Source organism: Ralstonia sp. UBA689 (assembly GCF_002298975.1).
In the GTDB taxonomy this organism is placed as follows: Bacteria; Pseudomonadota; Gammaproteobacteria; order Burkholderiales; family Burkholderiaceae; genus Ralstonia.
Map to the genome: position 1 here is coordinate 12806 of NZ_DBMV01000036.1, position 25181 is coordinate 37986.

The window sequence follows — 25181 nt, forward strand, 5'->3', positions numbered from 1 at the left end:
TTGAGATGAACTTACGCTGCCTTGGGCGTGAGTGCCGCGATTTCCGCGCGGATCAGCTCGCCCAGCACGGCCACGCCTTGTTCGATACGCTCCGGCGGCACCGTTACGAAGGCCAGGCGCATGGTGTTGCGACGCGGCGCGTTGGCATAGAACGGCGCGCCGGGCACGAACGCCACGTTGCGCGCGACAGCCTTTTCCAGCAGCGCCATCGTGTCGATGCCTTCCGGCACTTCCACCCAGATGAACATGCCGCCTTCCGGGCGGTTCCAGTGCACGCCTTGCGGCATGTGGCGCGTGAGCGATTCGAGCATCGCTTCGCATTGCTTGCCGTAGAGGTCGCGGATGCTCGGGATGTGCGTGTCGAGCAGGCCGGTCTTGAGCACTTCATAGGCTACGCGCTGCGTGAAGCTGGGCGTGTGCAGGTCCGACGCCTGCTTAGCCTGCACGAGTTTGAAGTGGATGGCCTCGGGCGCAATGATGTAGCCCAGGCGCATGCCAGGTGCCAGGATCTTCGAGAACGAGCCCATGTAGATCACGCCGTCCGGGTTGAGCGAGCGCAGCGAGGGCAGGGCGTCGCCGGTGTAGCTCAGTTCGCCGTACGGATCGTCTTCCACCAGCAGCACGCCGAGTTCTTTGGCGCGCGCCACCAGGGCTTGGCGGCGGTCCAGCGGCAGGCGGCGGCCGGTCGGGTTCTGGAAGTTCGGGATCGTGTAGAAGAAGCGCGCGCCGGCCGCTAGTTCGGGCGTGAGCGCGTCGGGCAGCAGGCCCTTGTCATCGGTCGGCACCGACGTGTAGGCCGGCTCGAACAGCGAGAACGCCTGCAGCGCGCCCAGATACGTCGGTGTTTCGACCAGCACCTTGCTTTGCGGGTCGATGAAGATCTTGCCCAGCAGATCCAACCCCTGCTGCGAGCCCGTGGTAATCAGCACGCGCGAAGCGGTGGTGCCGTGGCGCTGGGCGATCCACTCGCGCAGCACCGACAGGCCCTCGGTGGGCGTGTACTGCAGCGAGGCTTGAGGGTTGTCTGCGAACATGCGGGCGCACGCCGCCTGAATCGCTTCGACCGGGAATGTGACCGGCGCGGGCAGGCCACCGGCAAACGAAATCACCTCGGGACGCTCGGTGATCTTCAGGATTTCCCGGATCGCCGAGCTGGTCAGATTCTGAGCTCGGCGGGAGAAGGTACAGGCGGTGTGGTCCATGGTGTGGTCCTTGTGTTGCGGTGCCCACCTCGTGAGCGGGCGCCGTGGGTGGGCAAAACGGTGAGGATAGCAGGCAACGCCCCCGGCTTGCAGGGCTGAAGAGGGGCGGCAAATGCGACGCTTAAGCGACTTCAGCGATCAGCTCGATCTCGACGCAGGCGCCCATCGGGATCTGCGCGACGCCAAACGCGCTGCGGGCGTGCTTGCCGGCATCGCCAAACACTTCGGCCAGCAGTTCCGAGGCGCCATTGGTCACCAGGTGCTGCTCCGTGAATTCCTGCGTGGAGTTGACCAGGCTCATGACCTTGACGATGCGCTTGACGCGGCTCAGGTCGCCGCCCAGATGCGTGGACAGGGTGGCCAGCAGGTCGATGGCGATCGAGCGAGCCGCAGCCTTGCCTTCTTCGGTGGTCATGTTGGCACCGAGCTTGCCGACCCAGGGCTTGCCGTCTTTCTTGGCGATGTGGCCGGACAGGAAGACCTGGTTGCCGGTCTGCGCGGCCATGACGTAGGCGGCTGCGGGGGCGCCGGCGGCGGGCAGTTCGATGCCCAGTTGCTTGAGCTTGGCCTGGGCGTCGTGCGAGGCGGTCATGAAGACTCCTTGGTAAGTGCGGTCAACAAAAGAGGGAAGACGTTGCTATCGGCGCACCGACGTGCGCCGGCCGATGCCGACCACGGCAATCACAGCCAGTGCAAACAGTACGGTGGGCGTGTCGAGCGATTCGCCCAGCAGCAGCCAGCCGCCGATCAGCGTCATGAAAGGTTGCAGCAATTGTATCTGCCCGACCCGCGCAACACCGCCTGCGGCCAGGCCCGAATACCAGAACAGGAAGCCGATGAACATGGAGAAGGCTGACACGTAAGCCAAGCCCGCCCACGCGCGGGCCGACGCATGCGCCAGCGCCTCGGCCTGATGCGTGACGGGCAGCCAGGCCAGTGCGCCTACCAGCGGCAACAACACCGGCAACGAGACGACCAGCGCCCAGGCGATCGTCTGCGTGCCACCGAGTTCGCGCGAGAGCTTGCCGCCCGTCGCGTAACCGAGCGCGCCGGCCACCATGGCGGCAAACAGCAGCCAGTCGGCACGGTGCAGGGCGCCAGCGCCTTGCAGCAACGCGAACGACACCACCAGCACGCTGCCGGCCACCGCGCACAGCCAGAACCACGGCGACGGCCGCTCGCGCCCGAACCACGCCGCAAACACGGCGGTCGCCAGCGGCAGCAGGCCGGTGATGATGGCGCCGTGCGCGGCCGGCACATCGCGCATCGCCAGCGAAGAAAACAGCGGAAAGCCGACCACCACGCCGGCGGCCGTCACGGCCAGTTGCCACCACTGCCGGCCGCGCGGGCGCTTGGCGGCGGAGAACGCCCCCGTCGCGGCCAGCAGGCCCAGCGCCAGCAGACTTGCCAGCACGGCACGCGCCAGCGCCACGAAGGTCGCATCCAGCTCGGCCACGGCCATGCGTGTGAATGGCAGCGTCTGGCTGAAGATCGCCACGCCGATGAAGCCGAGCAGTAGGCCGCGGCGTTCGGCGTGGTCGTGTGAGTGGCCCAGGGGCAGGGTGGCGGACTTGGACATGGCGCGTACCCCGTCGTCTAGTCGGCAAAGGCCACCGCCACGCGGCGGTTCTGGCGGCTCTTCTTCTCGATCTTGGTGACGACTACGCGACCGATCTCGCCGGTGGCGCGCACGTGGGTGCCGCCACAAGGTTGGCGGTCGATGCCGTCGATATGGATGATGCGGATGGCCGAGGCGCCCGCCGGCGGCGCGGCGCCGATCGTGCGCACGAGTTCAGGCTGCGCGGCCAGTTCTTCCGGCGTGATCAGGTCGATGCGCACCGGCGTGTCACGGCGGATCAGTTCGTTCAGTTGCGCGGTGAGCGTGTCGCGGTCGAGCGTCGATTCGGGCAGGTCGAAATCGATGCGACCGGATTCCGGCGAGATGCCGCAACCCGTGACCGGCACCGGAATCAGCGAGCCCAGCAGATGCAGGCAGGTATGCAGCCGCATCAGGCGGTGGCGGCGGTCCCAGTCGATGGAGGCCATCACGGGCGTGCCGGGCGAGAGCAGGGTGAGGCCTACGTTGTCTGCCGGCACGTGCAGCACGGTCTGGCGATCGGGGCTGTAGACGGTGTCGGCAATGGCCACGGTCTGGCCATCTTGCGCACCCCGCAGGATGAGCGTTCCGGTGTCGCCGGCCTGGCCGCCGCTGCGGGCGTAGAACACGGTCTGGTCCAGCTCGATGCCTTCCGGGTGCACGGCTACGACAGTCGCGTCGCAGGTCGTGCGGTAGGCATCTTCGTCAAAGCGTTTCAGCGTGGGCATGGCGGGGCTCCATGACGGTGGATGGCGCGGGGACGGAAATCCGACCTTGATGGTAACGAAGTGCGGCTGTACAGTACCTGTACACTTTGTCGTGGCGCTTTCTGTACAGTTTTCGACTCGCCTTCCGTCCCCCCCCCCGTTATGAATCCTTCCTCTCACATCGTCAGCCTGGACGCCCGGCGCGCGGCGGCCCGTCCGGCTGCGGAGCAGTTGCCCGACCCGATTCCCTCGGCGCAGATGACGCTGGTCGACCAGTTGACCGAGTGGGCGCGCATGCGCATCGACGAGCGCGTCTTTCGCGCCGGCATGCGCATGCCGTCGATCCGGCAACTGGCGCAGGAGAAGAGCATCTCGCGCTTCACGGTGGTCGAGGCATATGAGCGGCTGGTGGCGCAGGGCTATCTGGAATCGCGTCGCGGCTCAGGCTTCTACGTGAAGGAGCGGCACGTGCCGCTGCCCGAGGAGCCGGCCGCGCCGCCGGCCACCGCCGCACGCAAGATCGACGTGACCTGGCTGCTGCGGAACATGTTCCATTCTGCGGAGCCCCGCAGGGCGCCGGGTGTGGGCTTCTTGCCCAATGGGTGGCTGGACGGCGAACTGATCGCCAACGCGCTGCGCTCGCTGGGGCGACTGAACGGCAACCAATTTCTGTCGCTTGGCACGCCGCAGGGCTTCTTGCCGCTGCGCCAGCAACTGCAAACACGGCTGGCCGAGCTGGAAATTGGTGCGCGACCCGAACAGATCGTGGTGACCTCGGGGATCACAGCCTCACTTGACCTGATTGCGCGTCAGTATGTGCAGCCGGGCGACACGGTGCTCGTGGGCGATCCGGCGTGGTTTCTGATGTTCGGCCGCTTTGCCGCCCAGGGTGCGCAGGTGATTGGTGTGCCCTATACCACCGAGGGGCCGGACTTGGTCGCGCTGGAAGGGTTGGTACAGGCGCGTCGCCCCAAGCTGCTGGTCATCAACTCGATCCTGCACAACCCGACCGGTACGTCGCTCTCGGCTGCCAAGGCATTCCAGTTGTTGCGGTTGGCTGAGCAGTACGGCTTTCTGATCGTTGAAGACGACATTTATGGCGATCTTGCACCGCCCGGTTATCAGGCGACGCGGCTTGCAAGCCTGGATCAGTTACGCCGGGTGATTTACCTGAACAGCTTTTCGAAAACGCTGGCGGTGAACTTGCGCGTGGGTTTCATTGCCTGCCATCCGGAACTGGCCAAGAACCTGACCGATGCCAAGCTGCTGACAGGGTTTGCTACGCCCGAGATCAACGAACGCGTGCTCTACAAGATCCTCACCGAAGGCCAATATCGCAAGCACGTTGAACGCGTGCGCGGCCGCCTGGACCGTGCGCGCGATGCCGTTCAGCGGAACCTCGAGCGCATGGGCCTGAAGCTGTTTTCGCAGCAGGGCGCGGGCATGTTCCTCTGGGCCGATACCGGGCAGGACACCAACGCCATTGCCCGGGCCGGGCATGAACAGGGCTATGTGTTTGCGCCGGGGAGCTTGTTTTCGCCGTCGCAGATGCCGTCGACGTGGATGCGCTTCAATATCGCGACCAGCGCCGATCCGGACATGCTGCGGTTCCTGGCGGAGCAGCTCGATCGCGGGTCTTGAAAACCGCACGCCACGCCTTATCTAGCCTCACAAATTCATGCGGGCGCACGCGCTAGGTGTAGCCCGCTTCTCTTTCCACTTTCCAGACTTTTTATGCACACCATGAGCGCACCGCACGAGAAGATGGCTTTCCAGGCAGAAGTGAAGCAGCTTCTGCATCTGATGATCCACTCGCTGTACAGCAACAAGGAAATCTTCCTGCGCGAGCTGGTTTCCAATGCGTCGGATGCGGTGGACAAGCTGCGCTTTGAGGGCATCGCCAATCCGTCGCTGCTGGAAGGCGGCGGCGAGCTTGGCATCCGCATCGGCTTCGATGCCGCGGCACGCACCATCACCATTGCCGACAACGGCATCGGCATGAGCCGCGACGAGGCCATCCGCAACCTCGGCACCATCGCCCGCTCGGGCACGCGCGAGTTCTTTAGCCAGCTCTCGGGTGACCAGCAGAAAGATGCGGCGCTGATCGGCCAGTTTGGCGTGGGCTTCTACTCCGCCTTCATCGTGGCTGACCGCGTGACAGTGGAATCGCGCCGCGCCGGCGTGGCCGCCAATGAAGGCGTGCGCTGGGAAAGCGCGGGCGACGGCGAATTCACCGTCGATACGATTGAGCGCGCCGAGCGCGGCACCACGATCACGCTGCACCTGCGCGAGGGCGAGGATGATTTCCTCTCCGCCTGGCGCGTCAAGTCGGTCGTGCAGAAGTATTCGGATCACATCTCCCTGCCGATCCAGATGCGCAAGGAAGCGTGGGACGAAGAGAAGAAAACGATGGTCGCCCAGGACGAGTGGGAAACCATCAACCAGGGCAGCGCCCTGTGGGCCCGCCCGCGTGCCGACGTGACCGACGATCAGTACATCGCGTTCTACCAGCACATTGCCCACGAAGACGGCAAGCCGCTCGCCTGGACGCACAACCGCGTGGAAGGCCGCAGCGAATACACGCAACTGCTCTACATCCCGACCAACGCGCCGTTCGACCTGTGGGACCGCGAGCGCCGCAGCGGCCTGAAGCTGTACGTCAAGCGCGTCTTCATCATGGACGACGCCGAGCAACTGCTGCCGGGCTACCTGCGCTTCGTCAAGGGCGTGATCGATTCGGCCGACCTGCCGCTGAACGTCTCGCGCGAAATCCTGCAGGAAAGCCGCGACGTGAAGGCCATCCGCGAGGGCTCGACCAAGCGCGTGCTGGGCATGCTCGAATCGATGGCCGAGTCCGATGATGCAGCCGAAAAAGAGAAGTACGCCACCTTCTGGCAGCACTTCGGCCAGGTGCTCAAGGAAGGCATCGGTGAAGACCACGCCAACAAGGACCGCATCGCCAAGCTGCTGCGCTTTGCTTCCACGCACAACGACGACAGCGCACAGACCGTCTCGCTGGCCGACTACCTCGGCCGCATGAAGGAAGGTCAGGACAAGATCTACTACGTGACGGCCGAGAACTGGACGGCTGCCAAGTCGAGCCCGCACCTGGAAGTCTTCCGCAAGAAGGGCGTGGAAGTGCTGCTGCTGACCGACCGCGTGGACGAGTGGATGCTCTCGTTCCTGCACGACTTCGAAGAGAAGGAGCTGGTGTCGGTCGCGCGCGGCGATCTCGACCTCGGTGCAATGGAAGACGAGGCCGAGAAAGCCGAGCAAGCCAAGGTGGAAGGCGAGTTCAAAGCGCTGGTCGACGCTGCCCGTGCCGTGCTGGCCGACAAGGCCAAGGACGTGCGTATCACGCACCGTCTGACCGATTCGCCGTCGTGCCTGGTGGCCGATGAGGGTGACATCAGCGGCACGCTGGCGCGTCTGTTGAAGCAGGCCGGCCAGAAGGCGCCCGACACCAAGCCGGTGCTGGAGCTGAACCCGACGCACCCGCTGGTGCGTAAGCTGGCGCTGCTGGAGACCATCACGGGCAACGAAGCCGACCGTGCTGCCTTTGAGGATCGCCTGCACGTGCTATTCGATCAGGCACTGCTGGCTGAAGGGGGTTCTCTGACAGATCCGGCGGCCTACGTGCAGCGCGTGAACCGCCTGCTGGCCTGATCGGATCTTTGCCTACAGCGTGACGCTCAAGCGATGCTTTCCGCCCGTGGTCGACGCGCATACGCGCGTGTTGATCCTGGGCAGCCTGCCTGGGGAGGCATCGCTTGCGCAAGCGCAGTATTACGCCTACAAGCACAACCAGTTCTGGCGATTGATCGGCGATGTCATTGGCGAGGAACTGCCTGGCATCGCCTATGCCGAGCGGCTGCAAACACTCCTGGCGCACCGCGTCGGCCTATGGGATGTGGTGGCCGAAGCGAAGCGCGAGGGCAGCCTCGATAGCAAGATTCGCGATCACGCCGGCAACGATCTGGCTGGCTTGATCGCATCCTTGCCCAGGCTGGCGGTGATTGCCTTCAACGGGGGCACCGCCGCTCGCATCGGCATGAAGGCGCTGGGTGAGATCGGCAACGATCACGCCGTCGTCAAACTACCCTCCAGCAGCCCGGCCTACACGATGTCCTACTCTGACAAGCTGCACGCCTGGCAGACGCTGCGGGCGTGGCTGTCGATGCCGGCGCGTTCAATGCGGTAGCGGACGGGCGCGCGTCGGACGCGCTATCGGGCCACGCCCTCATACAGGCCCGTCACGTCATCCATCACCTGAAGAATGCGCTCGCTTGTCGTGGCGACGTTTCTCAACTGCTCCGCGCGGGTGCCTTCCGATTGTTTGAGCGCCTCTGCGAAGAAGAGCCACTGCGTGTTGGCCAATTGCAGTTCGTTGCGGATCGCCGCGGTGTTCTGCGGCGCCGAGGTGAGCAGCGCCTGAGCCGCGGCAAATTCCTTCATGGCCGAATCGAGTTCCTGCGTCATCTGCGCAGAGGTGATATCCCAGGCGCGGAACATGCTGAGCTTGGCGATGCGTTGTGACAGCATCCGCTGGCGGCCAGCTACGTTGATGAGCTTGCCCGCTGATGTGCCCGAATGCTCTTCAAGTTGCGCTGTGCCCTGTTGGGCGATTTTCAGTACGCCTTCGCTGGCTTGCGCGATCTTCTTTGCGTTCTCAAGGTTCGGGGCGCTGCCCGTGAGCAACTGCTTGTAGACGAGCCAGTTCTGCTCAAGCTTGGCGTAGGTGTCCTTGATCTCGGGCGTGGGCGCGAATGCCTTCAGCTCTGCAAGCTGCCGGTCGAATAGTGCGACTGACTGATCGAGAATCTTCTTCGATTGCTCGACCTCCACACCCAGCCCAATCTGGCAATACGCCTTGGCCATGCGCTGCGACAGCATGCGTTGACGGCCTGCCTTGTTGACGGCCGCATTGATGGTCAGCGGCTGTGCGCAGGTGTTCGCCACCAGACCGGAGAGCAGGGCTGCGCAGACCAGCAAGCGGATGAAGTACAGGTAGGGCCTCAAGTGAATCTCCGTGTCTTGATCAACGCAACGACATGTGCCAGGACGTTTGCGATGCCGGTTTCGATTTGCGATCTGCGCCCGTGCCGGACTGCGCGGCGTCGTTTGAGCCAACGACGTGGCGGATCAGTTGGTCCATTTCCTGGATGATGTCTGCAAGCACCGTGGTGATGACCGAGAATTCCCGCCCGTACGGCCCCGCCCGCGCGGCCGAAACGCGTGCATTCATCGCGACGATGTTTGCCTGCATCGAAATACGGCTGAGGTGTTCAGCGATCTCGGCCTGACGCTTGCGCAGGGCGATTTCGCACACGTGCATTGTCTGTTGATAGGCCTGGGTGATGGTTTGCAGCAGATCAAGTATCGGTGTGGCTTGCGCCACCAGCGCGTCGAGGGAGGGGTTCCGCTGGGCGGTACCTGCGGTCAAGGTATCCATGGCGGTTTTGGCCAGGACAATGAAATCGCGGACACGCGCGTCGCCCCGCAGCTTGCCAAAGTACAACTGCCGCAAGTCGTCGGAGAACGCGCCCGGCAAACGCGCATTGCCCTCGACAAGATCCGCATGCGCTGCCGCAAACGTCGCCAAGCAGGTGCGTGCGATCTCGAGCGCGGCCGCCTCACCCTTCGCGGCCAGCAGCATCTGCAGCACGATCCGTTGCGACAGCATGCGCTGCCTTCCGGACAGGTTGATCAGCTCGCCAATGGTCTCGACGGAGATTTCAGCCGGAAATGTCTGGTTCAGGGGCGCGTTCATGTCATGCCTTGCAGGTGGTGTCGACTTTGGCGCGTGTTCGCGTTGACCAAAGAAAAAGCGCCCCGAAGCGAGCGGCCCGCGTGCCGGTTGCCCGGGTTGCTGCCATTTCGCTTCGGAGCGCCGTTGCCCCGGACGCCCCTTGCGGGGCGCGTCATTGCGACTTGCCAATGTGGATCGGGGCCGCCATTGGCCCCTGTGCTTGCCCATGCAATAGCCATGCCACGCTTTACGTGTGGGCGCGCTGGTGCGCAGGCGGGCTTCGACCCCAATCCGGCAATGTACGGTGGGGCTGGCTGCACTAATCTCGTGCTACATGCATCATGCCGAGGCGCGTGCGGGAGCATCCGCCATTGTTTCCCCATCGTTGAGCAGCAGCAGGGCGGTCCGGCCTACACTGTGTGCCCTGCGCATAAGAGCGCAACATCGTATGAGACCAAGGGGAGCGTTTCAGATGACCACACTTTCGATGTACGAGTTTCTGGTGCCGACCGTCAACCACATGCTCGGCAACCTGTCGGTCTTGCTCGACAAGGCTGCCGCGCACGCAGAAGCCAGGAAGTTTGACCCAGCCAACCTGTTGAGCGCGCGCCTGGCGCCCGACATGTATCCGCTGGTGCGACAGGTGCAGATTGCCTGCGACGCAGCCAAGGGCGCAGCCGCGCGTCTGTCGGGCAACAACCCGCCGTCGCACCCCGATGTCGAGACGACCATTCCCGAGCTGAAGGAGCGCATCGCCAAGACGCTGGATTTCGTCAACAGCATCGACCCGGCGGCCTTTGCCGGCAGCGAGGACCATTCGATCACACTCAAGACGCCGACGCGCGAGCTGCAGTTCGTTGGCCTCGATTACCTGCGCGATTTCGCGCTGCCGAACCTCTATTTCCACGTCACCACCGCCTACGCGCTGCTGCGGCACAACGGTGTGGAGATCGGCAAGTTTGATTATCTTGGCCGGCCGGATTGAGTGTCGCCGGGGGTAGGGCGGCGCGGTGGTTTTCTGCGCCGCCTCGGCGTTGGGCTCTCGACACTCAGGGCACTGCCGGACGTTGCCTTCAGTCTAGGGGCGCAAGGTGGCTGTCAGAGTCAGAGTGCAGTCGGCTATGTTGGCCGACGGCTCCTCTTTTTGCCTGTTTCGTCACGCTCGTCCATCTCATGGTCGGATACGACATCGCCGCACTTTCGGATGGCCGTTACCGAACCGTGTTCTATAGTCCTTAGCAGCGGCGTCCTTCTACAAGAAGCCCGTGGTACCCGCACCGTACCGATCCATGACTTTGCCCCATCTGCAAGGACATGCCATCCCCTTCGAGCCGATTGCGCCAAGCCAGATTAAGGCGAGCCCCGCGCCGGGCGATCGGTCTGGCATGCGCGACGGTTGTGGTGGGATCGTCGAATGTCGTTGCTGCCGCTTCCCCAGAGTCTGGGCTGTCGGACGAAGTCCACAACCTCAGCGAGACAGTCGTGGTTGCCCCCGCTCCGCTACCCGCGTTCTCGATCCCGCGCGAGGCATTTCCGGGCAATGTGCAAACCGCCACCGACGCCGATATTGAGCGGGCGAAGTCGGGTAACTTGTCATCGTTCCTGTCGGAATCGATGGCTGGCGTCACCACAAACGACATTCAGGGCAACGCGTTCGCCAAAGACATTGAGTATCGCGGTTATCGGCTGTCTCCTACCCTCGGGGCCGCGCAAGGCCTGTCACTGTACCTAGATGGCGTGCGCCAGAACTCGACGCTGGGCGACATCATCGATTGGACGGCGATTCCAGAGGCGGCGATCCGCTCCGTTACGCTGGTCCCGGGAAGCAATCCGCTCTATGGATTGAACACGCTGGGCGGTGCGCTGGCATTGACGACGAAATCCGGTGAAACGCATCCCGGCGTGGAAGCTGATCTGAGCGTGGGCAGTTACGGCCGTGCGCGGCTCGATCTCGGCGCCGGCAAGGAACTGGGGGATGGTTGGCATGCCTATGTTGCCGGTACCGGCTTCCGCGAGGATGGCTGGCGCGATGCGTCCGGGAGCTGGGTCGGCAATCTCTTTACGAAGATCGGACGATCCACCACCGACACACAGTGGAACGTGAGCTTGCTCGGCGGCGATAGTTCGCTCGCCGGAAATGGCCTCCTGCCCGACAGCATCTATGCGGCTAGGCGCAACGCGTACTACACCGCGGCCGATATCGCTCGCACGCGTGCTTTTCAGTTGGCATTGAATGGAACGCATCAATTCAATGCGAAAGATCAGATCGAGCTGGTCGTCTATCTACGTCAGAGCCATGCCGATGCGGTCACCGGCGACGTGAGTGATGCCTACCTTGGCGTCCTGCAGGACTGCCAAGGCAATGCCTCGCGCGCGGAATGCGAGCTGGGCAATGCTCCAGCGAGTGCAACCATGAACCACTCCGCCGTCGGCGCGCGCAACGGCGGCATCTCCGTGCAGTGGTCGCATAGCGGGCAAACCCATAACGCCCTGCTCGGCGCAGCATTTGATCTGGGCCGTGCAAGCTACCAGCAGGCATCACAAGGTGCTCAATTCGATGCGGCACGGTTGGCGGTTGCCGGCACCGCATCTCCCTTGACCGTCAACGCTACCCTGGATGGCCGAACGACGACAACAAGCCTGTACGCGTCCGACACGATTCACGTGCTGCCGCAGACGTATCTCACTGTCAGCGTGCGCTGGAATCGTGCACAGACCCACACCACAATGACGCTGCCCAATGCGTTGGAAGAGCGTTTCACATTTTCGAGGCTCAATCCCGCGATCGGGATGACGCACCGGCTGGTAGAAGGGCTGACGGTGTTCGCGTCGGCATCGCAAGGCACGCGCATGCCGACCGCCATCGAGCTTGGTTGCGCCGACCCTAACCACGCCTGCCAGCTGCCGACGGGGCTGCAAGCGGATCCGTACCTGCGGCAGGTGGTCTCCCGCACGTACGAACTTGGAGGACGCTGGAAGATTGGCAGCACGGCCAACGTTACCGTGGCGCTCTATCGCAGCGACAACCGTGACGACATTCTGTTCGAGCGCTCGCCTGTCAGTCCGTTGGGTTTCTTTACCAACGTTCCCAGAACCCGCAGTCAGGGTTTGGAACTGGGGGCGCAGCAAAAGCTGGGGCAGGTCACGCTGCGCGGCAGCTACAGCTATCTGCAATCCACCTATCAGGCAGACGGACAGCTCCAGACACCGTTTGCCGCACCGGTCAGCGTTCGTCAAGGCATGCGCGTGGCCGGCGTACCGCTGCACAGCTTCAAATTGGACACCGACTGGCGAGCCACGTCGCGCCTCACGCTGGGTGGCAGCATGATCGTCTCATCTTCCCGCCCGGTTGCGAACAATGAAGACGGCGCGCTCAATGCGCAGAGCGCTTCGTTTGCACAAACCGCCGGCTTTGCGATTTTCAATCTGCGCGCCACCTGGCAGGTCGATCGATTCTGGCAACTCTACGCGCGCGTCGACAACGTATTCAATCGGCGCTATGAAACCTACGGGCAGGCTGGCCTGAGCGTATTTCCGAATGGCACGCTGCTGCAGCCGGGCGCAACAATCCCTACCGAGCGATTTGTTGCGCCCGGCGCGCCGAGATTGTTCCTGGTTGGCGTGCGTTACGAGTGGACCGGACGTTGACTTGCCGGAACCATCCGATTCCAAATGCACCAGCATCCATCAAGGATGCGTCCTGGCCAATTCGCTCGGCCGAAGGCGTGGCGCCGCGCTTGGGTCGCGTCACAACACAATGCACCCTGAAACTCACGATGCGGCATCCATATTCGATCTCGATGACTCGCGTGCAGTTGCGCCGGATTCTTCGAAACGCCAGCTTGGTGACGCTGCTCGCCGCAGCATGCCCCGCGGTTGCGGATTCTGGCGTCACGCTCTATGGCCTATTCGATACCAGTGTCGAGATCACGCATAACGGCAACTCGACAACCACCCGCATGGATTCAGGCAGCGCACGCGGTTCGCGGTTCGGATTGCGCGGCGGCGAGGCTCTTGGCGGTGGCACACGTGCGATCTTCGAGCTCGAAAATGGCTTTGGCAGTGACGATGGCACGTTCTCCGTGCCAGGCACCTTGTTCAATCGCCAAGCCTGGATTGGCGCATCAGGAGGCTGGGGCGAGTTGCGGATGGGGCGTCAGCCTTCTCCCCTTTACCTCCCCGCCAAGGGGGCGCTCGACGCGTTCGGTGCGGGAACGATGGCTTCAGGCCTGAACAACTTCTCCACCATCACGCCGTATATCAACAAGGCAGTCAGGTACCGCACCCCTGAACTTGGCGGACTGAGCGCCATCGTGATGGTAGGTCTTCGCGATGACACCATGGTGCAGCGCACGCAAGTCAATAACTTCCATGCCGTGCTCGATTACCGTCGTGGCCCGCTCAATGCGCTTGTTGCGATGCAGGAAGTCCATGATGCCTCTGGCACCGGCGTGACCCGCGCGTACTTCGGTGGCGGCTCCTATCGCCTTGGCAATATTCAATTGTTTGCGGCTGCCTATGCGGGCAGGCAGACCGCGAACCTCGTTCACAAGAATGTGTACAGCGTGTCGGCGCGCTACTATTTCGCTGGTGCGAGCAGCGTTGCGCTGGGCTACGCCTACGTGGCAGATCGCGCAGCCGGTAGCGGAAACGCCGATCAAATCAGTGCCATGTACCGCTACACGCTGTCGCAGCGCACTGAACTTTATGCCACGCTGTCACGGCTGAACAATCGCGGCGGCGCCAAATACACGATGCGTGGCGTCACCGTCACAGGCATTCCACCAGCCTATCCTGGCGCTGCCCTGACTGGCGGGCAGGTCGGCGTCCTCCATCGGTTCTGATGGTTGTCTTGTCAGTGTGATGTGTCGAGCAGGTTCATGACCTTCGATGCACCGGTTTGTGCAGCTATGTCACGTGCGGTCATGCCGCGGTTGTCGCGCAGATCCGTCTTGGCACCTCGCGAGAGCAGCAGGCTGGCTGTGTCGAGTTGATCGTAGCCTGCCGCCCACATGAGGGCGGTCAGGCCGTTGTTGTAGGTTGCGTTGACATCGACTCCTGCCTCGATCAACTGGCGCACGACACCCGTGTGGCCGCGCCCGGCGGCATACACCATCGCCGTCTTGTCGATGCGGTCGGTGGCCGATAGGTTGGCATGGTGCGCAAGCAGCATGGCAACGATCTCATCGTAGCCGCCAAATGCTGCGGCGATCAGTGGCGTAATGCCGTTCGCACTGGCTTGGCTGACGTTGGCGCCATGGTCGATTAGCGTGCGAGCCATGTCGATCCATCCGCGTTGGCAGGCCGTCAGCAATGACGTTTCGCCAATGCGGTTGTGGGCATCGACGGTCGCCCCTAGCGACAGGGCAACATTGACCGCAGTCGTGTCACCCGCTCGCGCTGCTGCCAGCAGCCGAACGTTCGGGTTGATCTCGTCGCCTGCAACGACTGGCGCACTGAGCAGGCCTACGCTGCACAGCGCCACGGCGGCTCCTTTGCGCCACCCCATGAATTTCGTCATAGCGCTTCCTCACTCTGCGGTATATCCGGCGCCTGATTCAACTGCCAAACGTTGCCATCCCAGGTGCATGCTTACGCTTGGGATAACGAACGGCAGGTCGCTTCCAACTGCCAGACAAGTGTGGTCAGCAAGCCGAGCAAATTCAAGGCGTTCAGATGCACCGCATTTCCATAGGCGCATGCTGTTGTGCAGTGGTCCTGCATGATTGCGCGGTGCAAGGTTGTTTTGTGCGCGTCCTTTCCTATACTGCCTGACATCCCGGACCAGTCGGACGATGCGACTGCGCTCCTGTGCGTCTGTGCCTCGGGAAAGGACAAGGCAAGTAACAGCCAAAAAAGGGGATCGCCATGCTCCGACCACGCCTTTCACGCATTTCCATTCCTCTGCTTTTGCTTGCGATGATCGGGGCCTCCGCTCATGGGGCAGAGGAGATTCAGGGGGGCGCAGCGACAAGCGGTACCTCTGTGACGAAAGCGTTGCCGCCGGTGACGCAGGTCCAGCTTGATGCCGCTGGCGGCAATGCCAACGATTGGCTGATCTCGAATGGTTCTTATGCGCAAACCCGCTATTACCCGGGTACGCAAATCAACACCACGAATGTGTCGAAGCTTAGGCCGGCCTTTGTGTTTCAGACCGCCGTGCTTGAATCAATGGAGACCGCGCCCATTGTTGTCGACGGCGTGATGTTTCTGACCACGTCATACAACCACGTCTATGCAATAGACGCGGTGACGGGCAAGGAATTCTGGCATTACAAGCACAAGATGGGATCGGTCACGACCTTTTGCTGCGGGCCGAACAATCGTGGCGTTGCTGTCAGCGGCGGCCGCCTGTATATGGGTACGCTTGATTCCAAGCTGGTGGCGCTGGATGTCAAGTCCGGGAAGTTGTTATGGGAAACGCAGATTGCCGATCCAGAGTTGGGGTATTCGGAAACGATGGCCCCGGTAGTGGTTGAGGATAAGGTCCTGATCGGAACCAACGGCGGCGAATATGGCATTCGTGGCTTCGTGAAAGCATTCAGCGCAACGGACGGCAAGCTGCTCTGGACTTTCTACACGATTCCGGAAAAAGGCCAAGAAGGTGTATGGGCGACCAAGGACGCAACGGGTCGCGACATGAAGCGCAACATCGCTGCCGAGAAGAAGCAGCTCGCCGACAAAGGCGGGGACTTCTACAAGACCCTTGGCGGTGGTGTCTGGATGCCTCCGGCAATCGACCGCAAGAACCGCCTGGTGGTGTTTGTGGTGGGTAACCCGTCGCCCGATCTGTATGGCGTGATTCGCCCTGGAGACAACCTGTACACCGATTCCATGGTCGCAGTCGATCTCGATACGGGCGCTTACAAGTGGCATTCTCAATACATCGCTCACGATGTATGGGATCTCGACGCGACCAGCCCTCCAATCCTGGTCAACGTCAAGGACAACGACGGACGCATGATTCCGGGCGTTATTCATGGCGGCAAGACAGGACATGTCTATGTGCATGATTTGCGTGACGGCCGCCTCATCCGCTTCTCGCAAGCTATGATTCCGCAGGAAAACATGTGGACGCTACCCACTCCCACCGGTGCGCGCATGTTGCCGGGCGCAAATGGCGGCGTGGAATGGTCTCCGATGGCGTTCAGCCCGAAAACCAGGCTGGCTTATGCGGCCAACCTGCATCAGCCGATGACTTATCAGGTGGAAGATGCCGCGTATCCGGGCGGCAAGCTCTGGCTGGGTGGAGCCTTCAAGACGATTCCATCCGAAGCGCAGTGGGGCAAGCTGTCAGCCGTCAATATTGATACCGGTAAGGTGGTCTGGGACTACAAGACCGAGCAGCCACTGATCGGCGGCGTGCTTGCTACGGCTGGGGGTCTTGTGTTCAACGGGGAAGGCAATGGCCTGTTCAGGGCCTTCGACGCGGCCAACGGAAAGATGTTGTGGCAGTTCCAATGCGGAGCCGGCGTCAATGCACCTGCAGTTTCGTACATGGTGGGCGGCAAGCAATACGTGGCGGTGGCCGCAGGGGGCAATACGCAGCTCGACTTCAAGCGAGGCAACAGCGTATTCGTGTTTGCCTTGCAGTAGTGCGTCGATGCATAAGCCGCATTTCCTGAATAGCCGGCCTCGACCAACCCGTTCGACGGGTATGTCGTGGCCGGTATTGGCGCTGGCGGCGACCCTGCTTGCGTGTATGGTCAATGACGGATACGCCGATCCGGTGGCCGGCAAGCGCAAAGCGGAAGCCTGCATGGCCTGCCACGGCCCGATGGGCAACTCGACCAACCCCGCATTCCCCGTGCTGGCTGGTCAGACCGCGCGCTACATCTATCTGCAGTTGAAGGATTTTAAGGAAGGCCGGCGTAGCGACCCCAGCATGAGCCCGATGGCGGCTCCGCTATCGCGCGAGGATATGCAGGATCTCGCCGATTATTTTTCTTCTCAGAAGCCACTGGCGGTTCCATTCAATGCAGATGCACGCAGAGTGGATGCTGGCCGCAAGAAGGCCGATGAGGTGCTCTGCACCATGTGTCATCTGGGCGGCTTTACCGGGCAAAATGAGATGCCGCGCGTTGCAGGTCAGCACTACGCCTACATCGTTAAGCAGCTCGAAGATTTTCGCGCCCGCAGACGCACGAACGATGCCGGCAACATGACCAGCGTGTCCAAGACCCTCTCGGACGAGGATATCCAGAACCTCGCCAACTACGTCGCCAACCTGCAATAAGCCGGCACGCAGAAGCGCCGGCATGCGATTTCATCTCTTTTGTGCGGGCAAGGTTGGATGCGCCTCCATTCCCTGATGGTAGGGCGGCTGCCGCGCCGCCTGATCTTGTGGCGCTCGCGCAGCCGCGGTGGTCGGGGTGTCGGTGTCTTGCATTCCAGCCTCAGCCCAACTGCGGCTGCGTAGCGGAAAAGCTCGGCCGCGCACGCATGACCGCCTGCGCGCGTCGGATGTTCGGGCAACCTTCCAGCAGCGCAGCGCCTTCGGGGAACATGCCCAGGTACATCATGATCGGAGCGAGGAACAGGTCGGCCATCGAGACCGTATTGCCGACCAGATAATCACGCTCGCCATAGGCTTGTTCCAGCGCGTTGAGCTGCGTGGCGATCTCCGGCACCGCGGCGTCGATCACCTTGCGGTCTGGCTGGCCGTTCTCGCCCTTGGGGAAGATGTACTGCAGCACGTAGCGGCGCACCATCGCGTCATATGCGTGGCAGTTGATCAGGCTGATCCATTGCTCGTTGCGGGCGCGGGCCGTGGGGCCGGTTTGCGGTATCAGGTTCGGGCCGTCGAAGGCATCGTTGATATAGCTGAGGATGGCGCGTGTTTCATAGAACTCGATCGGCCCGTCGCTGAACGCAGGTACACGGCCGAACGGGTTGTGCTCCAGCAACTCGGGCGTATGCGGTGCGAGCGGATTGAGCGTGTAGCGCAGGCCCTTTTCTTCAAGCGCCATGCGTACCGTGCGGCAATAGGTGCTGCGCGGATTGCCGTAGACAGTAAGCGTGCCGGCGCTGCCTTCCGGGTCCAGGTAGTCGCTCAGCCGGTTGAAGACGGACTGCCAGCCGCCGGTGTGCGAGTCGCGTGTGGACTCGTCGGGGAAGCCGCTGTGGCGCATGTGCAGGCGCGTGCCGCCGTCCTGGTCGGTGAGCGTGACTTCGATCAGTGTGCGGGCGCTGGCAGGCATTTCGCCGGATTCCCAGCCCCAGGTGTAGGCGAGGAAGTTGGCGCGGTCGAGCAACTGGTATTCGCCAGTGACCACGTGCTGCTCACCGTCGCGGGCGCCCATGACGATGCGGTATTGGCCGCCGACACGCGCGTCGGCGCTGGCCTCCAGCACGCCCATGCCGCGCGGGCAATGCCAGACCGCCAGCGCGGCCTGATCGGTAAAGGCATCGAAGACCCGCTCACGCGGTGCGCGGATATGGCGGGTCATCTCCAGTTCGAACGTGGCGGCGCGGTCCATGGTGGTCTCCGGGTTTTCGGTGAGTCGTTAGTCCTTGGCAGGAGGGGTGTCCGCGTCCGGGGGCGGAGCTGCGGCGTGGGTTTGCTCGACAAAGGCGACCAGGCGATCGAGGTTGTCCTCCCAATGCCGGCGGTAGCGTTCCAGCCAGCCGTGCGCATCGCGCAGGGCACCGGGGCGCAGGTGGCAGATGCGCCAGCGCGCGTTGACTTCGCGCTCGATCAGTCCGGCCTCGGCCAACACGCGCAGGTGCTTGGAGACAGCCGGGGCGGACATGTCGAACGGGCGGGCGAGTTCGCTCACCGGCGCTTCGCCTTCGGCCAGGCGCGCCAGGATGGCCCGGCGCGTGGGGTCGGCTAGGGCGGCGAAGACGGTTGAAAGGGTGTCGTCAGGGGTCGGCATGCTTTCATTTAACCTATCGGTTAAATGAAAGTCAAGGCCAGTTACATGAGGCTTTGGAAATGCCTGAAGCCCAAACGTTAAGCAGCAATCACGTTTTTGCTTCCTCGCATCTGTCACAATCGCGCCCGTGGTCGGCGCGGGGGCGTCGGCACGTTTTGCTATCGGGCCTCAACATGCCGTTTCTTGGAATTGGGTTTCACGTCATCGTCGCGCTGTTCTTTGCTGTGCACGTGGTGCGCAGCAACCAGAACATGTATTGGCTGTTCATCCTGTTCGCGTTTCCGCTGCTGGGCAGCGTGGTGTATTTCTTTGCGATCTACCTGCCGGAGATGCGTCATTCGCGCGGTGCCCGCGTGGCGAGCCGCGCCGTTACCCAACTGATCGACCCGAACCGCGCCGTGCGCGAGGCACGCAACGACTTCGACCGTGCGCCGACCGTGCAGCACCGCCTGCGCCTGGGCGAAGCGCTGCTCGAAGCCGGCGATGCCAAGGAGGCACGCGAGCACTTCGAGCAAGCTGCCACCGGCCCGTTCTCCGGCGACCCGGCTGTGCTGCTGGGCCTTGCCCGTGCGCAGTTCGCCACGGACGATGCGGCCCTCGCCAAGGGCACGCTGGAAACGCTGTTCGAGATGCACCGCGTCACGCGCCAGCAGCCTGATACGACGCTGCTCTATGCGCGTGCGCTGGCTGCTACCGGCGCGCCCAATACGCGCGAAGCTTTCGAGCAGGCGCTGACTTATGCCAACGATGCCGCCGCACGCTGCCTGTTCGGTGAATGGCTGCTCGCCCAGAACAACGGTGCCGACAAACAACGCGCTCAGACGTTGTTCGACGACATCCTGCGCGACGCCAAGCACTGGACGCGCTACGCCAAAGACCACAACCGTGAATGGCTGCAGCGTGCCCAGGCTGCCCAGAACTCTTCCCGTTGATCCGCTTTATGACTTTGTTGAAACGAAAATCTATCGAGGCCGTGGCCTCGCGCCGTCTTGCCCGCGCCAAGCGTGAGGATCGTCTTGACCATGATGATGAACCGAAGCGCATGGCCCCGCGCTTCGCACCCGTCACGTTCTCCGAACTGTCCGGCGTGCGTTACCTGCACTTCGGCACAGAGTGGGTGCAAGGCGCCATGCGCCTGTCCAAGCCCGACGCCATCGAGCTGGAATACGCCCAGCAGATGATGGCGTGGCTGCTGTTCCTCGACCCGGCTTCGCGCCCGGATTTCCACGTGGTGCAACTTGGCCTCGGTGCGGCTGCGCTGACCAAGTTCTGCCACCGCCAGCTTGCGCCTGCGCAGGTGACGGCGGTGGAGCTGAACCCGTCGGTGATTGTCGCGGCGCACAGCATGTTCAACATGCCGTTCAACGATGCGCGCCTGAGTGTGCTGGAGCAGGACGCCTACGACTGGGTCATGGACGCCAGCCATTACGGCACCGTCGATGCATTGCAGATCGACTTGTACGACGCCACTGCACGCGGGCCCGTGCTCGACACGCCGGCGTTCTACCGCGCGTGCCGCCAAGTTCTGCGCTCGCCCGGTGTAATGACCATCAACCTGTTCGGCGACCACACCAGCTTCCCGCGCAACATCGAGCGCATCTGTGATGCGTTCGACAACCGCGTGCTCGTCTTCCCCGAAGTGCATGACGGCAACGTCATCGCGCTCGCCTTCAATGGCCCGCCGCTGCAGGTGAGCTGGGAGGACGTGCAGGCACGCGCGGCGGCGCTGCAGGCATCGCTCAAGCTGCCGACCAAGGGCTGGGCGGAGGGGTTGCGCAGCGCCAACGCCGGTCAGGAAGACATGTTGGCGATTTGAATTTTTGTTTTTGGGCCATTCTTTGTTTCATCCCCGGCAGGGGATGAAACCGGGGGTGCACCACTGGGCCAAATCAAAAACCAATCCCTTACTTCGTCAACAACCGCATCGCCGATTCCAGCCCGGCGATGGTCACCGGGTACATCCGCGTCTTCACGATCTGGTTGATGACCGAGATGGACTGGCGGTATTCCCACAGGCCTTCCGGCTCAGGGTTGAGCCAGACGAACTTCGGGAACTGCTCGATCAGCCGTTTGAGCCAGGTCGCGCCGGCCTCGGCGTTGTTGTATTCCACCGAGCCGCCGACCTGTAGGATCTCGTACGGGCTCATGGTCGCGTCGCCCACGAAGATCAGCTTGTAGTCGGGCGGGTATTTGCGAATGACGTCCCAGGTGGAGAAGCGCTCCGCATGGCGGCGCCGGTTGTTCTTCCACAGCCATTCGTACACGCAGTTGTGGAAGTAGTAATACTCCAGGTGCTTGAACTCGGTCTTGGCGGCGGAGAAGAGTTCTTCCACGCGCTTGATGTGGTCGTCCATCGAGCCGCCGACGTCCATTAGCATCAGCACCTTGACGTTGTTGTGCCGCTCGGGGCGCATCTTGATGTCGAGCAGGCCGGCGTTGGCGGCGGTGGAGTGAATGGTGTCGTCCAGGTCCAGCTCGGTATCGGCACCGTCGCGGGCGAACTTGCGCAGGCGGCGCAGCGCGACCTTGATGTTGCGCGTGCCGAGTTCCACCGTATCGTCGTAATCTCGATACGCGCGAGCTTCCCACACCTTGACCGCTGTGCGGTTGCCCTTGGACGGCCCGCCGATGCGGATGCCCTCCGGATTGTAGCCGCCGTGCCCGAACGGCGACGTGCCGCCGGTGCCGATCCATTTGCTGCCGCCTTCGTGGCGCTCGTGCTGCTCGTGCAGCAGTTCCTTCAGACGCTCCATCAGCTTGTCGAGGCCGCCCATGGCTTCGATCTTGGCCTTCTCCTCGGGCGAGAGCACGCGCTCCAGCTTCTTGATGAGCCAATCGAGCGGAATGTCTGCGCGCCAGTCAACGGCGCCTTCCACGCCCTTGAAGTACGCGCCGAAGGCCTGGTCGAACTTGTCGAAGTGCTTCTCGTCCTTGACCAGTGTCATGCGTGCCAGGAAGTAAAACTCGTCGAGCGAGGGCGCGATGACCTGCTGCTTGAGCCCTTCGAGCAGCGTCAGGTATTCCTTGACCGAGACCGGCAGCTTGGCGTGCCGCAGGGTAAAGAAGAAATCGATCAGCATGTCTGTCTCCTGCCGCTCAATGCGATGCTGCGCTGCTCAGGTTCAGCAGCAACACGCCGCCCACCACCATGCCAATGCCAGACAGCTTGGCCATCGACAGCCCTTCCTTGAAGAGCATGATGCCCGCGATGGCCGTCAGCACCGTGCCGACGCCCGACCACACGGCATACGTGATGCTCATGTCGATGCGCTTCATGACGATTGCCAGACCCCAGAAAGCGAGCCCGTAGCAGATGGCCGTACCGACAACCCACATCGGCTTGGAAAATCCTTCCGACAGGCGCAGGCACAAGGTGCCGATCACCTCGGAGACGATCGTGGCGGCGAGCAGCAGCCAGGGGTTCATCGATGTTGCTCCAGCTTGTATTGCAGATGGCGCTTCACGGTCAGCCATTCCGATTCGATGATCGAAAACACGACGGTGTCACGGAAGCTGCCGTCCGGCATGCGCTGGTGATTGCGCAGCACGCCGTCCTGCTTGGCACCCAGGCGGGCAATGGCGGCGCGGCTCTGGTGGTTCATCCAGTGCGTGCGGAATTCCACGGCAATGCAGCGCAGCGTTTCGAAAGCGTGCGTGAGCAGCAACAGCTTGCATTCCGTGTTGATGGCTGTGCGTTGGACAGATTTTGCGTACCACGTATGGCCGATCTCCAGCCGCCGGTTGGCCTCGTCCACGTTGAAGAAGCGCGTGGCGCCGACCACCTTGCCGGGTTTTCCGTCGTGCATCTCGCGAACGACGAAGGGCATGGCGCCCAGCCGCTCGCGCATATCCAGCGCAATGGCCAGCCAGTCGCTGGCCTTTTCCGGTGAGGGCACGGAGGTGTACCAGAGCCGCCACAGCTCTCCGTCGGCCGCCGCGGCGCGGACTTCCTCTTCGTGCTCAGGGCCGAGCGGCTCCAGCCAGGCGTGCTGGCCGGACAGGGTGACGGGCTCGATCAGGCGCGGCATGGCATAGTCCCAATCAGCGGTTGGCGCGATTCATGAACACCAGGCGCTCGAACAGATGCACGTCCTGCTCGTTCTTGAGCAGCGCGCCATGCAGCGGCGGAATGGCGGCGTTCTTGTCCTGGCTGCGCAGCGATTCCGGCGGAATGTCCTCGGCCAGCAGCAGCTTGAGCCAGTCGATCAGCTCCGACGTGGACGGCTTCTTCTTCAGCCCCGGCAGGTTGCGCATCTCGTAGAAGGCATCCAGCGCAGCCTTGACCAGCGCGGGTTTGATGCCCGGGTAGTGCACATCGACGATCTGCTGCATCGTCTCGGCATCCGGAAACTTGATGTAGTGGAAGAAGCAGCGGCGCAGAAAGGCGTCGGGCAGTTCCTTCTCGTTGTTCGACGTGATGATGACGAGCGGGCGGTGGCGGGCACGGATGGTCTCGCGCGTCTCGTACACGTAGAACTCCATGCGATCCAGCTCGCGCAGCAGGTCGTTGGGGAATTCGATGTCGGCCTTGTCGATCTCGTCGATCAGCAGCACGACGGGCTCATCTGCCTCGAAGGCCTGCCATAGCACGCCCTTGACGATGTAGTTGCGGATGTCGTGGACCCGGTTGCTACTTTCCTTGTCGCCCAGCTGCGAGTCGCGCAGGCGGGAGACCGCGTCGTATTCGTACAGGCCCTGCTGCGCCTTGGTGGTCGATTTCACGTGCCACTGCAGCAGCGGCATACCCAGCGCAGCGGCCACTTCCTCAGCCAGCATGGTCTTGCCCGTACCCGGCTCGCCCTTGATGAGCAGCGGGCGCTGCAGCGTCCTCGAGGCATTGACGGCAAGCTTGAGGTCGTCGGTGGCGACGTACTGGTCGGAGCCTTCGAAGCGCGCGCTTTGGTTGGGCGAGGCAGGCGTAGTGGTGGGATTCATCGGGCAAGCCTACTGAGCGGTAAAGGAATCGGAAACGGCCAGTATAAAAGAGTTTGGGTGTTTGCCGCCGGGTGCTTCCAGGAGCCTCGGGGCCGCGCCATTCCCTGCTGTCAAGTCACGGGACCCCTAACTGGACTGAAAAAAAACGGGTGCGCTACAATGCGCCGGTTTGATGCACCTCAAACGACCGTCTTCTGATGACTTGTCAGTGGCCGGTGAAGGCGCCCAGCGAGACAGCCGGCTGACAACAAGGCGGGCAGGGCGAGCAGGATTCTGAAACTCCACGCTTAAGAACGAGATGAAAAAGATCCTCACCATGGTGGCACTGGGCGCGCTGGCCGCGTCGGCCGCCGCCGCGGACGTCCAGGGCGATGCGGCTGCGGCCCAGACCAAGGTCGCGATGTGCATCGGCTGCCATGCCATCCCCGACTACAAGACGTCGTTCCCCGAGGTGTACCGCGTGCCCTACCTGGGCGGCCAGAACGCCAAGTACATCGAAAGCGCGCTGCATGCTTACCAGAAGGGCGACCGCAAGCACCCGACCATGCGCGCCATCGCCGGGTCGCTGACTGATCAGGACATCGCCAACCTGGCCGCGTACTACTCGCAGCAGACCGCTGCCACGCCCAACAACCCCCGGAAGTGACGAGGACGAACATGAAGAAGATTTCGCTCGCAATCTCGTCCAGCCTCGGCGCGTTGATCCTGGGCGCTGCCGTGTCTGCCCAGGCCGCCGATCTGGAAAAGGGTAAGCAGCTTGTGGAGAAGGGCGGCTGCGTGGCTTGCCACGGCGCCGGCCTGAATGCCCCGATTTCGCCGGACTACCCGAAGCTCGCCGGCCAGCATGGCGACTACATCTATCACGCATTGCTGGCCTACCAGAGCAGCAGCAACCCGCTGGTTGGTCGCAGCAACGCCATCATGGCCGGCCAGGTCAACAGCAACCCGGCCACCGCGGGTGCAGACGGCAAGCCGCGCCCGTTCACGCAGGCCGAGTTGAAGGACATCGCCGCGTATGTCGAATCGCTGCCAGGCTCTCTAGTGCTCAAGAAGTAAGCTGGCTTCGGCAAGCAAAGAAAAACCGCTCTTCGGAGCTAATGCCGTTCAGTTAAG

The 25181-nt window shown here is 62.8% G+C and carries 25 protein-coding genes; 12 read left to right on the plus strand and 13 right to left on the minus strand.

Annotated features, from left to right (window positions below; all coding sequences use genetic code 11):
• Positions 1-11: 11 nt before the first annotated feature.
• The 4 genes from B4F51_RS16560 to B4F51_RS16575 form a co-directional block, all read right to left on the minus strand.
• Positions 12-1202, minus strand: coding sequence for a PLP-dependent aminotransferase family protein (locus B4F51_RS16560; RefSeq protein WP_296227293.1), 1191 nt, complete (start codon positions 1200-1202; stop codon positions 12-14).
• Positions 1203-1323: 121 nt separating this feature from the next.
• Positions 1324-1794 carry a RidA family protein gene (locus tag B4F51_RS16565; RefSeq protein ID WP_296227294.1) on the minus strand — a complete coding sequence of 157 codons (471 nt, stop codon included), beginning with the start codon at positions 1792-1794 and terminating at the stop codon, positions 1324-1326.
• A gap of 45 nt (positions 1795-1839) precedes the next feature.
• Entirely contained in the window at positions 1840-2781 is a 942-nt protein-coding gene (locus B4F51_RS16570) for a DMT family transporter (RefSeq protein WP_296227296.1), read from the minus strand.
• Between the two features lie 17 nt (positions 2782-2798).
• The gene (locus tag B4F51_RS16575; RefSeq protein WP_296227297.1) at positions 2799-3527 is read right to left on the minus strand and encodes an alanyl-tRNA editing protein; all 729 of its coding nucleotides are present in this window, start codon (positions 3525-3527) and stop codon (positions 2799-2801) included.
• A gap of 141 nt (positions 3528-3668) precedes the next feature.
• Between B4F51_RS16575 and B4F51_RS16580 the strand changes: the two genes are divergently transcribed.
• From B4F51_RS16580 to B4F51_RS16590, 3 genes are all read left to right on the plus strand, one after another.
• Complete coding sequence (locus tag B4F51_RS16580) at positions 3669-5147, plus strand: PLP-dependent aminotransferase family protein (RefSeq protein ID WP_296227300.1); 1479 nt, start codon at positions 3669-3671, stop codon at positions 5145-5147.
• A gap of 102 nt (positions 5148-5249) precedes the next feature.
• Positions 5250-7172, plus strand: a complete 1923-nt coding sequence (htpG, locus tag B4F51_RS16585; RefSeq protein WP_296227334.1) for a molecular chaperone HtpG — start codon at positions 5250-5252, stop codon at positions 7170-7172.
• Between the two features lie 19 nt (positions 7173-7191).
• Positions 7192-7707 carry a DNA-deoxyinosine glycosylase gene (locus B4F51_RS16590; RefSeq protein WP_296227302.1) on the plus strand — a complete coding sequence of 172 codons (516 nt, stop codon included), beginning with the start codon at positions 7192-7194 and terminating at the stop codon, positions 7705-7707.
• A gap of 23 nt (positions 7708-7730) precedes the next feature.
• On the opposite strand, the gene B4F51_RS16595 is transcribed toward B4F51_RS16590, so the two are convergent.
• Both B4F51_RS16595 and B4F51_RS16600 read right to left on the minus strand, forming a co-directional pair.
• On the minus strand, positions 7731-8525 hold the full coding sequence (locus B4F51_RS16595; RefSeq protein WP_414706780.1) for a type IV pili methyl-accepting chemotaxis transducer N-terminal domain-containing protein: 795 nt from the start codon (positions 8523-8525) through the stop codon (positions 7731-7733).
• A gap of 19 nt (positions 8526-8544) precedes the next feature.
• Positions 8545-9276 carry a type IV pili methyl-accepting chemotaxis transducer N-terminal domain-containing protein gene (locus B4F51_RS16600; RefSeq protein ID WP_296227337.1) on the minus strand — a complete coding sequence of 244 codons (732 nt, stop codon included), beginning with the start codon at positions 9274-9276 and terminating at the stop codon, positions 8545-8547.
• 451 nt (positions 9277-9727) lie between these two features.
• Between B4F51_RS16600 and B4F51_RS16605 the strand changes: the two genes are divergently transcribed.
• From B4F51_RS16605 to B4F51_RS16615, 3 genes are all read left to right on the plus strand, one after another.
• A complete protein-coding gene (locus B4F51_RS16605; protein ID WP_296227304.1) occupies positions 9728-10240 on the plus strand; it encodes a DUF1993 domain-containing protein in 513 nt (170 codons plus the stop codon).
• A 497-nt stretch (positions 10241-10737) separates the two neighbouring features.
• Positions 10738-12903, plus strand: coding sequence for a TonB-dependent receptor (locus tag B4F51_RS16610; RefSeq protein WP_296227305.1), 2166 nt, complete (start codon positions 10738-10740; stop codon positions 12901-12903).
• A gap of 197 nt (positions 12904-13100) precedes the next feature.
• Positions 13101-14099 carry a porin gene (locus B4F51_RS16615; protein ID WP_296227339.1) on the plus strand — a complete coding sequence of 333 codons (999 nt, stop codon included), beginning with the start codon at positions 13101-13103 and terminating at the stop codon, positions 14097-14099.
• Between the two features lie 11 nt (positions 14100-14110).
• Here the strand turns inward: B4F51_RS16615 and B4F51_RS16620 are convergent, their stop codons facing one another.
• On the minus strand, positions 14111-14776 hold the full coding sequence (locus tag B4F51_RS16620; RefSeq protein WP_296227307.1) for an ankyrin repeat domain-containing protein: 666 nt from the start codon (positions 14774-14776) through the stop codon (positions 14111-14113).
• A 398-nt stretch (positions 14777-15174) separates the two neighbouring features.
• Here B4F51_RS16620 and B4F51_RS16625 point away from each other — a divergent pair, with 398 nt between their 5' ends.
• Together B4F51_RS16625 and B4F51_RS16630 are read left to right on the plus strand one after the other, a co-directional pair.
• Positions 15175-16851 (plus strand): pyrroloquinoline quinone-dependent dehydrogenase, encoded by a 1677-nt coding sequence (locus B4F51_RS16625; RefSeq protein ID WP_414706781.1) that lies wholly within the window; start codon positions 15175-15177, stop codon positions 16849-16851.
• Between the two features lie 106 nt (positions 16852-16957).
• On the plus strand, positions 16958-17491 hold the full coding sequence (locus B4F51_RS16630) for a c-type cytochrome (RefSeq protein WP_296227340.1): 534 nt from the start codon (positions 16958-16960) through the stop codon (positions 17489-17491).
• 160 nt (positions 17492-17651) lie between these two features.
• Here B4F51_RS16630 and B4F51_RS16635 read toward each other — a convergent pair whose 3' ends face one another.
• Both B4F51_RS16635 and B4F51_RS16640 read right to left on the minus strand, forming a co-directional pair.
• Positions 17652-18734 (minus strand): SRPBCC domain-containing protein, encoded by a 1083-nt coding sequence (locus tag B4F51_RS16635; RefSeq protein ID WP_296227312.1) that lies wholly within the window; start codon positions 18732-18734, stop codon positions 17652-17654.
• A gap of 27 nt (positions 18735-18761) precedes the next feature.
• Positions 18762-19133 (minus strand): ArsR/SmtB family transcription factor, encoded by a 372-nt coding sequence (locus B4F51_RS16640; protein WP_296227314.1) that lies wholly within the window; start codon positions 19131-19133, stop codon positions 18762-18764.
• Positions 19134-19306: 173 nt separating this feature from the next.
• Between B4F51_RS16640 and B4F51_RS16645 the strand changes: the two genes are divergently transcribed.
• Together B4F51_RS16645 and B4F51_RS16650 are read left to right on the plus strand one after the other, a co-directional pair.
• The gene (locus B4F51_RS16645; protein ID WP_296227316.1) at positions 19307-20065 is read left to right on the plus strand and encodes a tetratricopeptide repeat protein; all 759 of its coding nucleotides are present in this window, start codon (positions 19307-19309) and stop codon (positions 20063-20065) included.
• 8 nt (positions 20066-20073) lie between these two features.
• Entirely contained in the window at positions 20074-20949 is an 876-nt protein-coding gene (locus tag B4F51_RS16650; RefSeq protein ID WP_296227318.1) for a spermidine synthase, read from the plus strand.
• Positions 20950-21037: 88 nt separating this feature from the next.
• On the opposite strand, the gene B4F51_RS16655 is transcribed toward B4F51_RS16650, so the two are convergent.
• The 4 genes from B4F51_RS16655 to B4F51_RS16670 are packed head-to-tail and all read right to left on the minus strand — an operon-like array spanning position 21038 to position 24068.
• Positions 21038-22213, minus strand: a complete 1176-nt coding sequence (locus tag B4F51_RS16655; RefSeq protein ID WP_296227320.1) for a vWA domain-containing protein — start codon at positions 22211-22213, stop codon at positions 21038-21040.
• A gap of 16 nt (positions 22214-22229) precedes the next feature.
• On the minus strand, positions 22230-22559 hold the full coding sequence (locus B4F51_RS16660) for a DMT family transporter (RefSeq protein WP_296227322.1): 330 nt from the start codon (positions 22557-22559) through the stop codon (positions 22230-22232).
• Complete coding sequence (locus B4F51_RS16665) at positions 22556-23161, minus strand: GNAT family N-acetyltransferase (protein ID WP_296227324.1); 606 nt, start codon at positions 23159-23161, stop codon at positions 22556-22558. Before B4F51_RS16665 ends, B4F51_RS16660 begins: the two co-directional genes overlap by 4 nt.
• A 13-nt stretch (positions 23162-23174) precedes the next feature.
• A complete protein-coding gene (locus B4F51_RS16670) occupies positions 23175-24068 on the minus strand; it encodes an AAA family ATPase (protein WP_296227326.1) in 894 nt (297 codons plus the stop codon).
• A gap of 298 nt (positions 24069-24366) precedes the next feature.
• On the opposite strand from B4F51_RS16670, the gene B4F51_RS16675 reads away from it, so the two are divergent.
• A complete protein-coding gene (locus B4F51_RS16675; RefSeq protein WP_296227328.1) occupies positions 24367-24714 on the plus strand; it encodes a c-type cytochrome in 348 nt (115 codons plus the stop codon).
• An 11-nt stretch (positions 24715-24725) separates the two neighbouring features.
• Positions 24726-25124 (plus strand): c-type cytochrome, encoded by a 399-nt coding sequence (locus tag B4F51_RS16680; protein WP_296227331.1) that lies wholly within the window; start codon positions 24726-24728, stop codon positions 25122-25124.
• The last annotated feature ends 57 nt before the right edge of the window (positions 25125-25181 follow it).

Bases quoted from the DNA above. Each gene is read 5' to 3' on its own strand.
- B4F51_RS16560 (WP_296227293.1), bottom strand. From the start codon at position 1,202: ATGGACCACACCGCCTGTACCTTCTCCCGCCGAGCTCAGAATCTGACC.
- B4F51_RS16565 (WP_296227294.1), bottom strand. From the start codon at position 1,794: ATGACCGCCTCGCACGACGCCCAGGCCAAGCTCAAGCAACTGGGCATC.
- B4F51_RS16570 (WP_296227296.1), bottom strand. From the start codon at position 2,781: ATGTCCAAGTCCGCCACCCTGCCCCTGGGCCACTCACACGACCACGCC.
- B4F51_RS16575 (WP_296227297.1), bottom strand. From the start codon at position 3,527: ATGCCCACGCTGAAACGCTTTGACGAAGATGCCTACCGCACGACCTGC.
- B4F51_RS16580 (WP_296227300.1), top strand. From the start codon at position 3,669: ATGAATCCTTCCTCTCACATCGTCAGCCTGGACGCCCGGCGCGCGGCG.
- htpG (WP_296227334.1), top strand. From the start codon at position 5,250: ATGAGCGCACCGCACGAGAAGATGGCTTTCCAGGCAGAAGTGAAGCAG.
- B4F51_RS16600 (WP_296227337.1), bottom strand. From the start codon at position 9,276: ATGAACGCGCCCCTGAACCAGACATTTCCGGCTGAAATCTCCGTCGAG.
- B4F51_RS16605 (WP_296227304.1), top strand. From the start codon at position 9,728: ATGACCACACTTTCGATGTACGAGTTTCTGGTGCCGACCGTCAACCAC.
- B4F51_RS16620 (WP_296227307.1), bottom strand. From the start codon at position 14,776: ATGACGAAATTCATGGGGTGGCGCAAAGGAGCCGCCGTGGCGCTGTGC.
- B4F51_RS16625 (WP_414706781.1), top strand. From the start codon at position 15,175: ATGATCGGGGCCTCCGCTCATGGGGCAGAGGAGATTCAGGGGGGCGCA.
- B4F51_RS16630 (WP_296227340.1), top strand. From the start codon at position 16,958: ATGGTCAATGACGGATACGCCGATCCGGTGGCCGGCAAGCGCAAAGCG.
- B4F51_RS16635 (WP_296227312.1), bottom strand. From the start codon at position 18,734: ATGGACCGCGCCGCCACGTTCGAACTGGAGATGACCCGCCATATCCGC.
- B4F51_RS16640 (WP_296227314.1), bottom strand. From the start codon at position 19,133: ATGCCGACCCCTGACGACACCCTTTCAACCGTCTTCGCCGCCCTAGCC.
- B4F51_RS16645 (WP_296227316.1), top strand. From the start codon at position 19,307: ATGCCGTTTCTTGGAATTGGGTTTCACGTCATCGTCGCGCTGTTCTTT.
- B4F51_RS16650 (WP_296227318.1), top strand. From the start codon at position 20,074: ATGACTTTGTTGAAACGAAAATCTATCGAGGCCGTGGCCTCGCGCCGT.
- B4F51_RS16655 (WP_296227320.1), bottom strand. From the start codon at position 22,213: ATGCTGATCGATTTCTTCTTTACCCTGCGGCACGCCAAGCTGCCGGTC.
- B4F51_RS16660 (WP_296227322.1), bottom strand. From the start codon at position 22,559: ATGAACCCCTGGCTGCTGCTCGCCGCCACGATCGTCTCCGAGGTGATC.
- B4F51_RS16665 (WP_296227324.1), bottom strand. From the start codon at position 23,161: ATGCCGCGCCTGATCGAGCCCGTCACCCTGTCCGGCCAGCACGCCTGG.
- B4F51_RS16670 (WP_296227326.1), bottom strand. From the start codon at position 24,068: ATGAATCCCACCACTACGCCTGCCTCGCCCAACCAAAGCGCGCGCTTC.
- B4F51_RS16675 (WP_296227328.1), top strand. From the start codon at position 24,367: ATGAAAAAGATCCTCACCATGGTGGCACTGGGCGCGCTGGCCGCGTCG.
- B4F51_RS16680 (WP_296227331.1), top strand. From the start codon at position 24,726: ATGAAGAAGATTTCGCTCGCAATCTCGTCCAGCCTCGGCGCGTTGATC.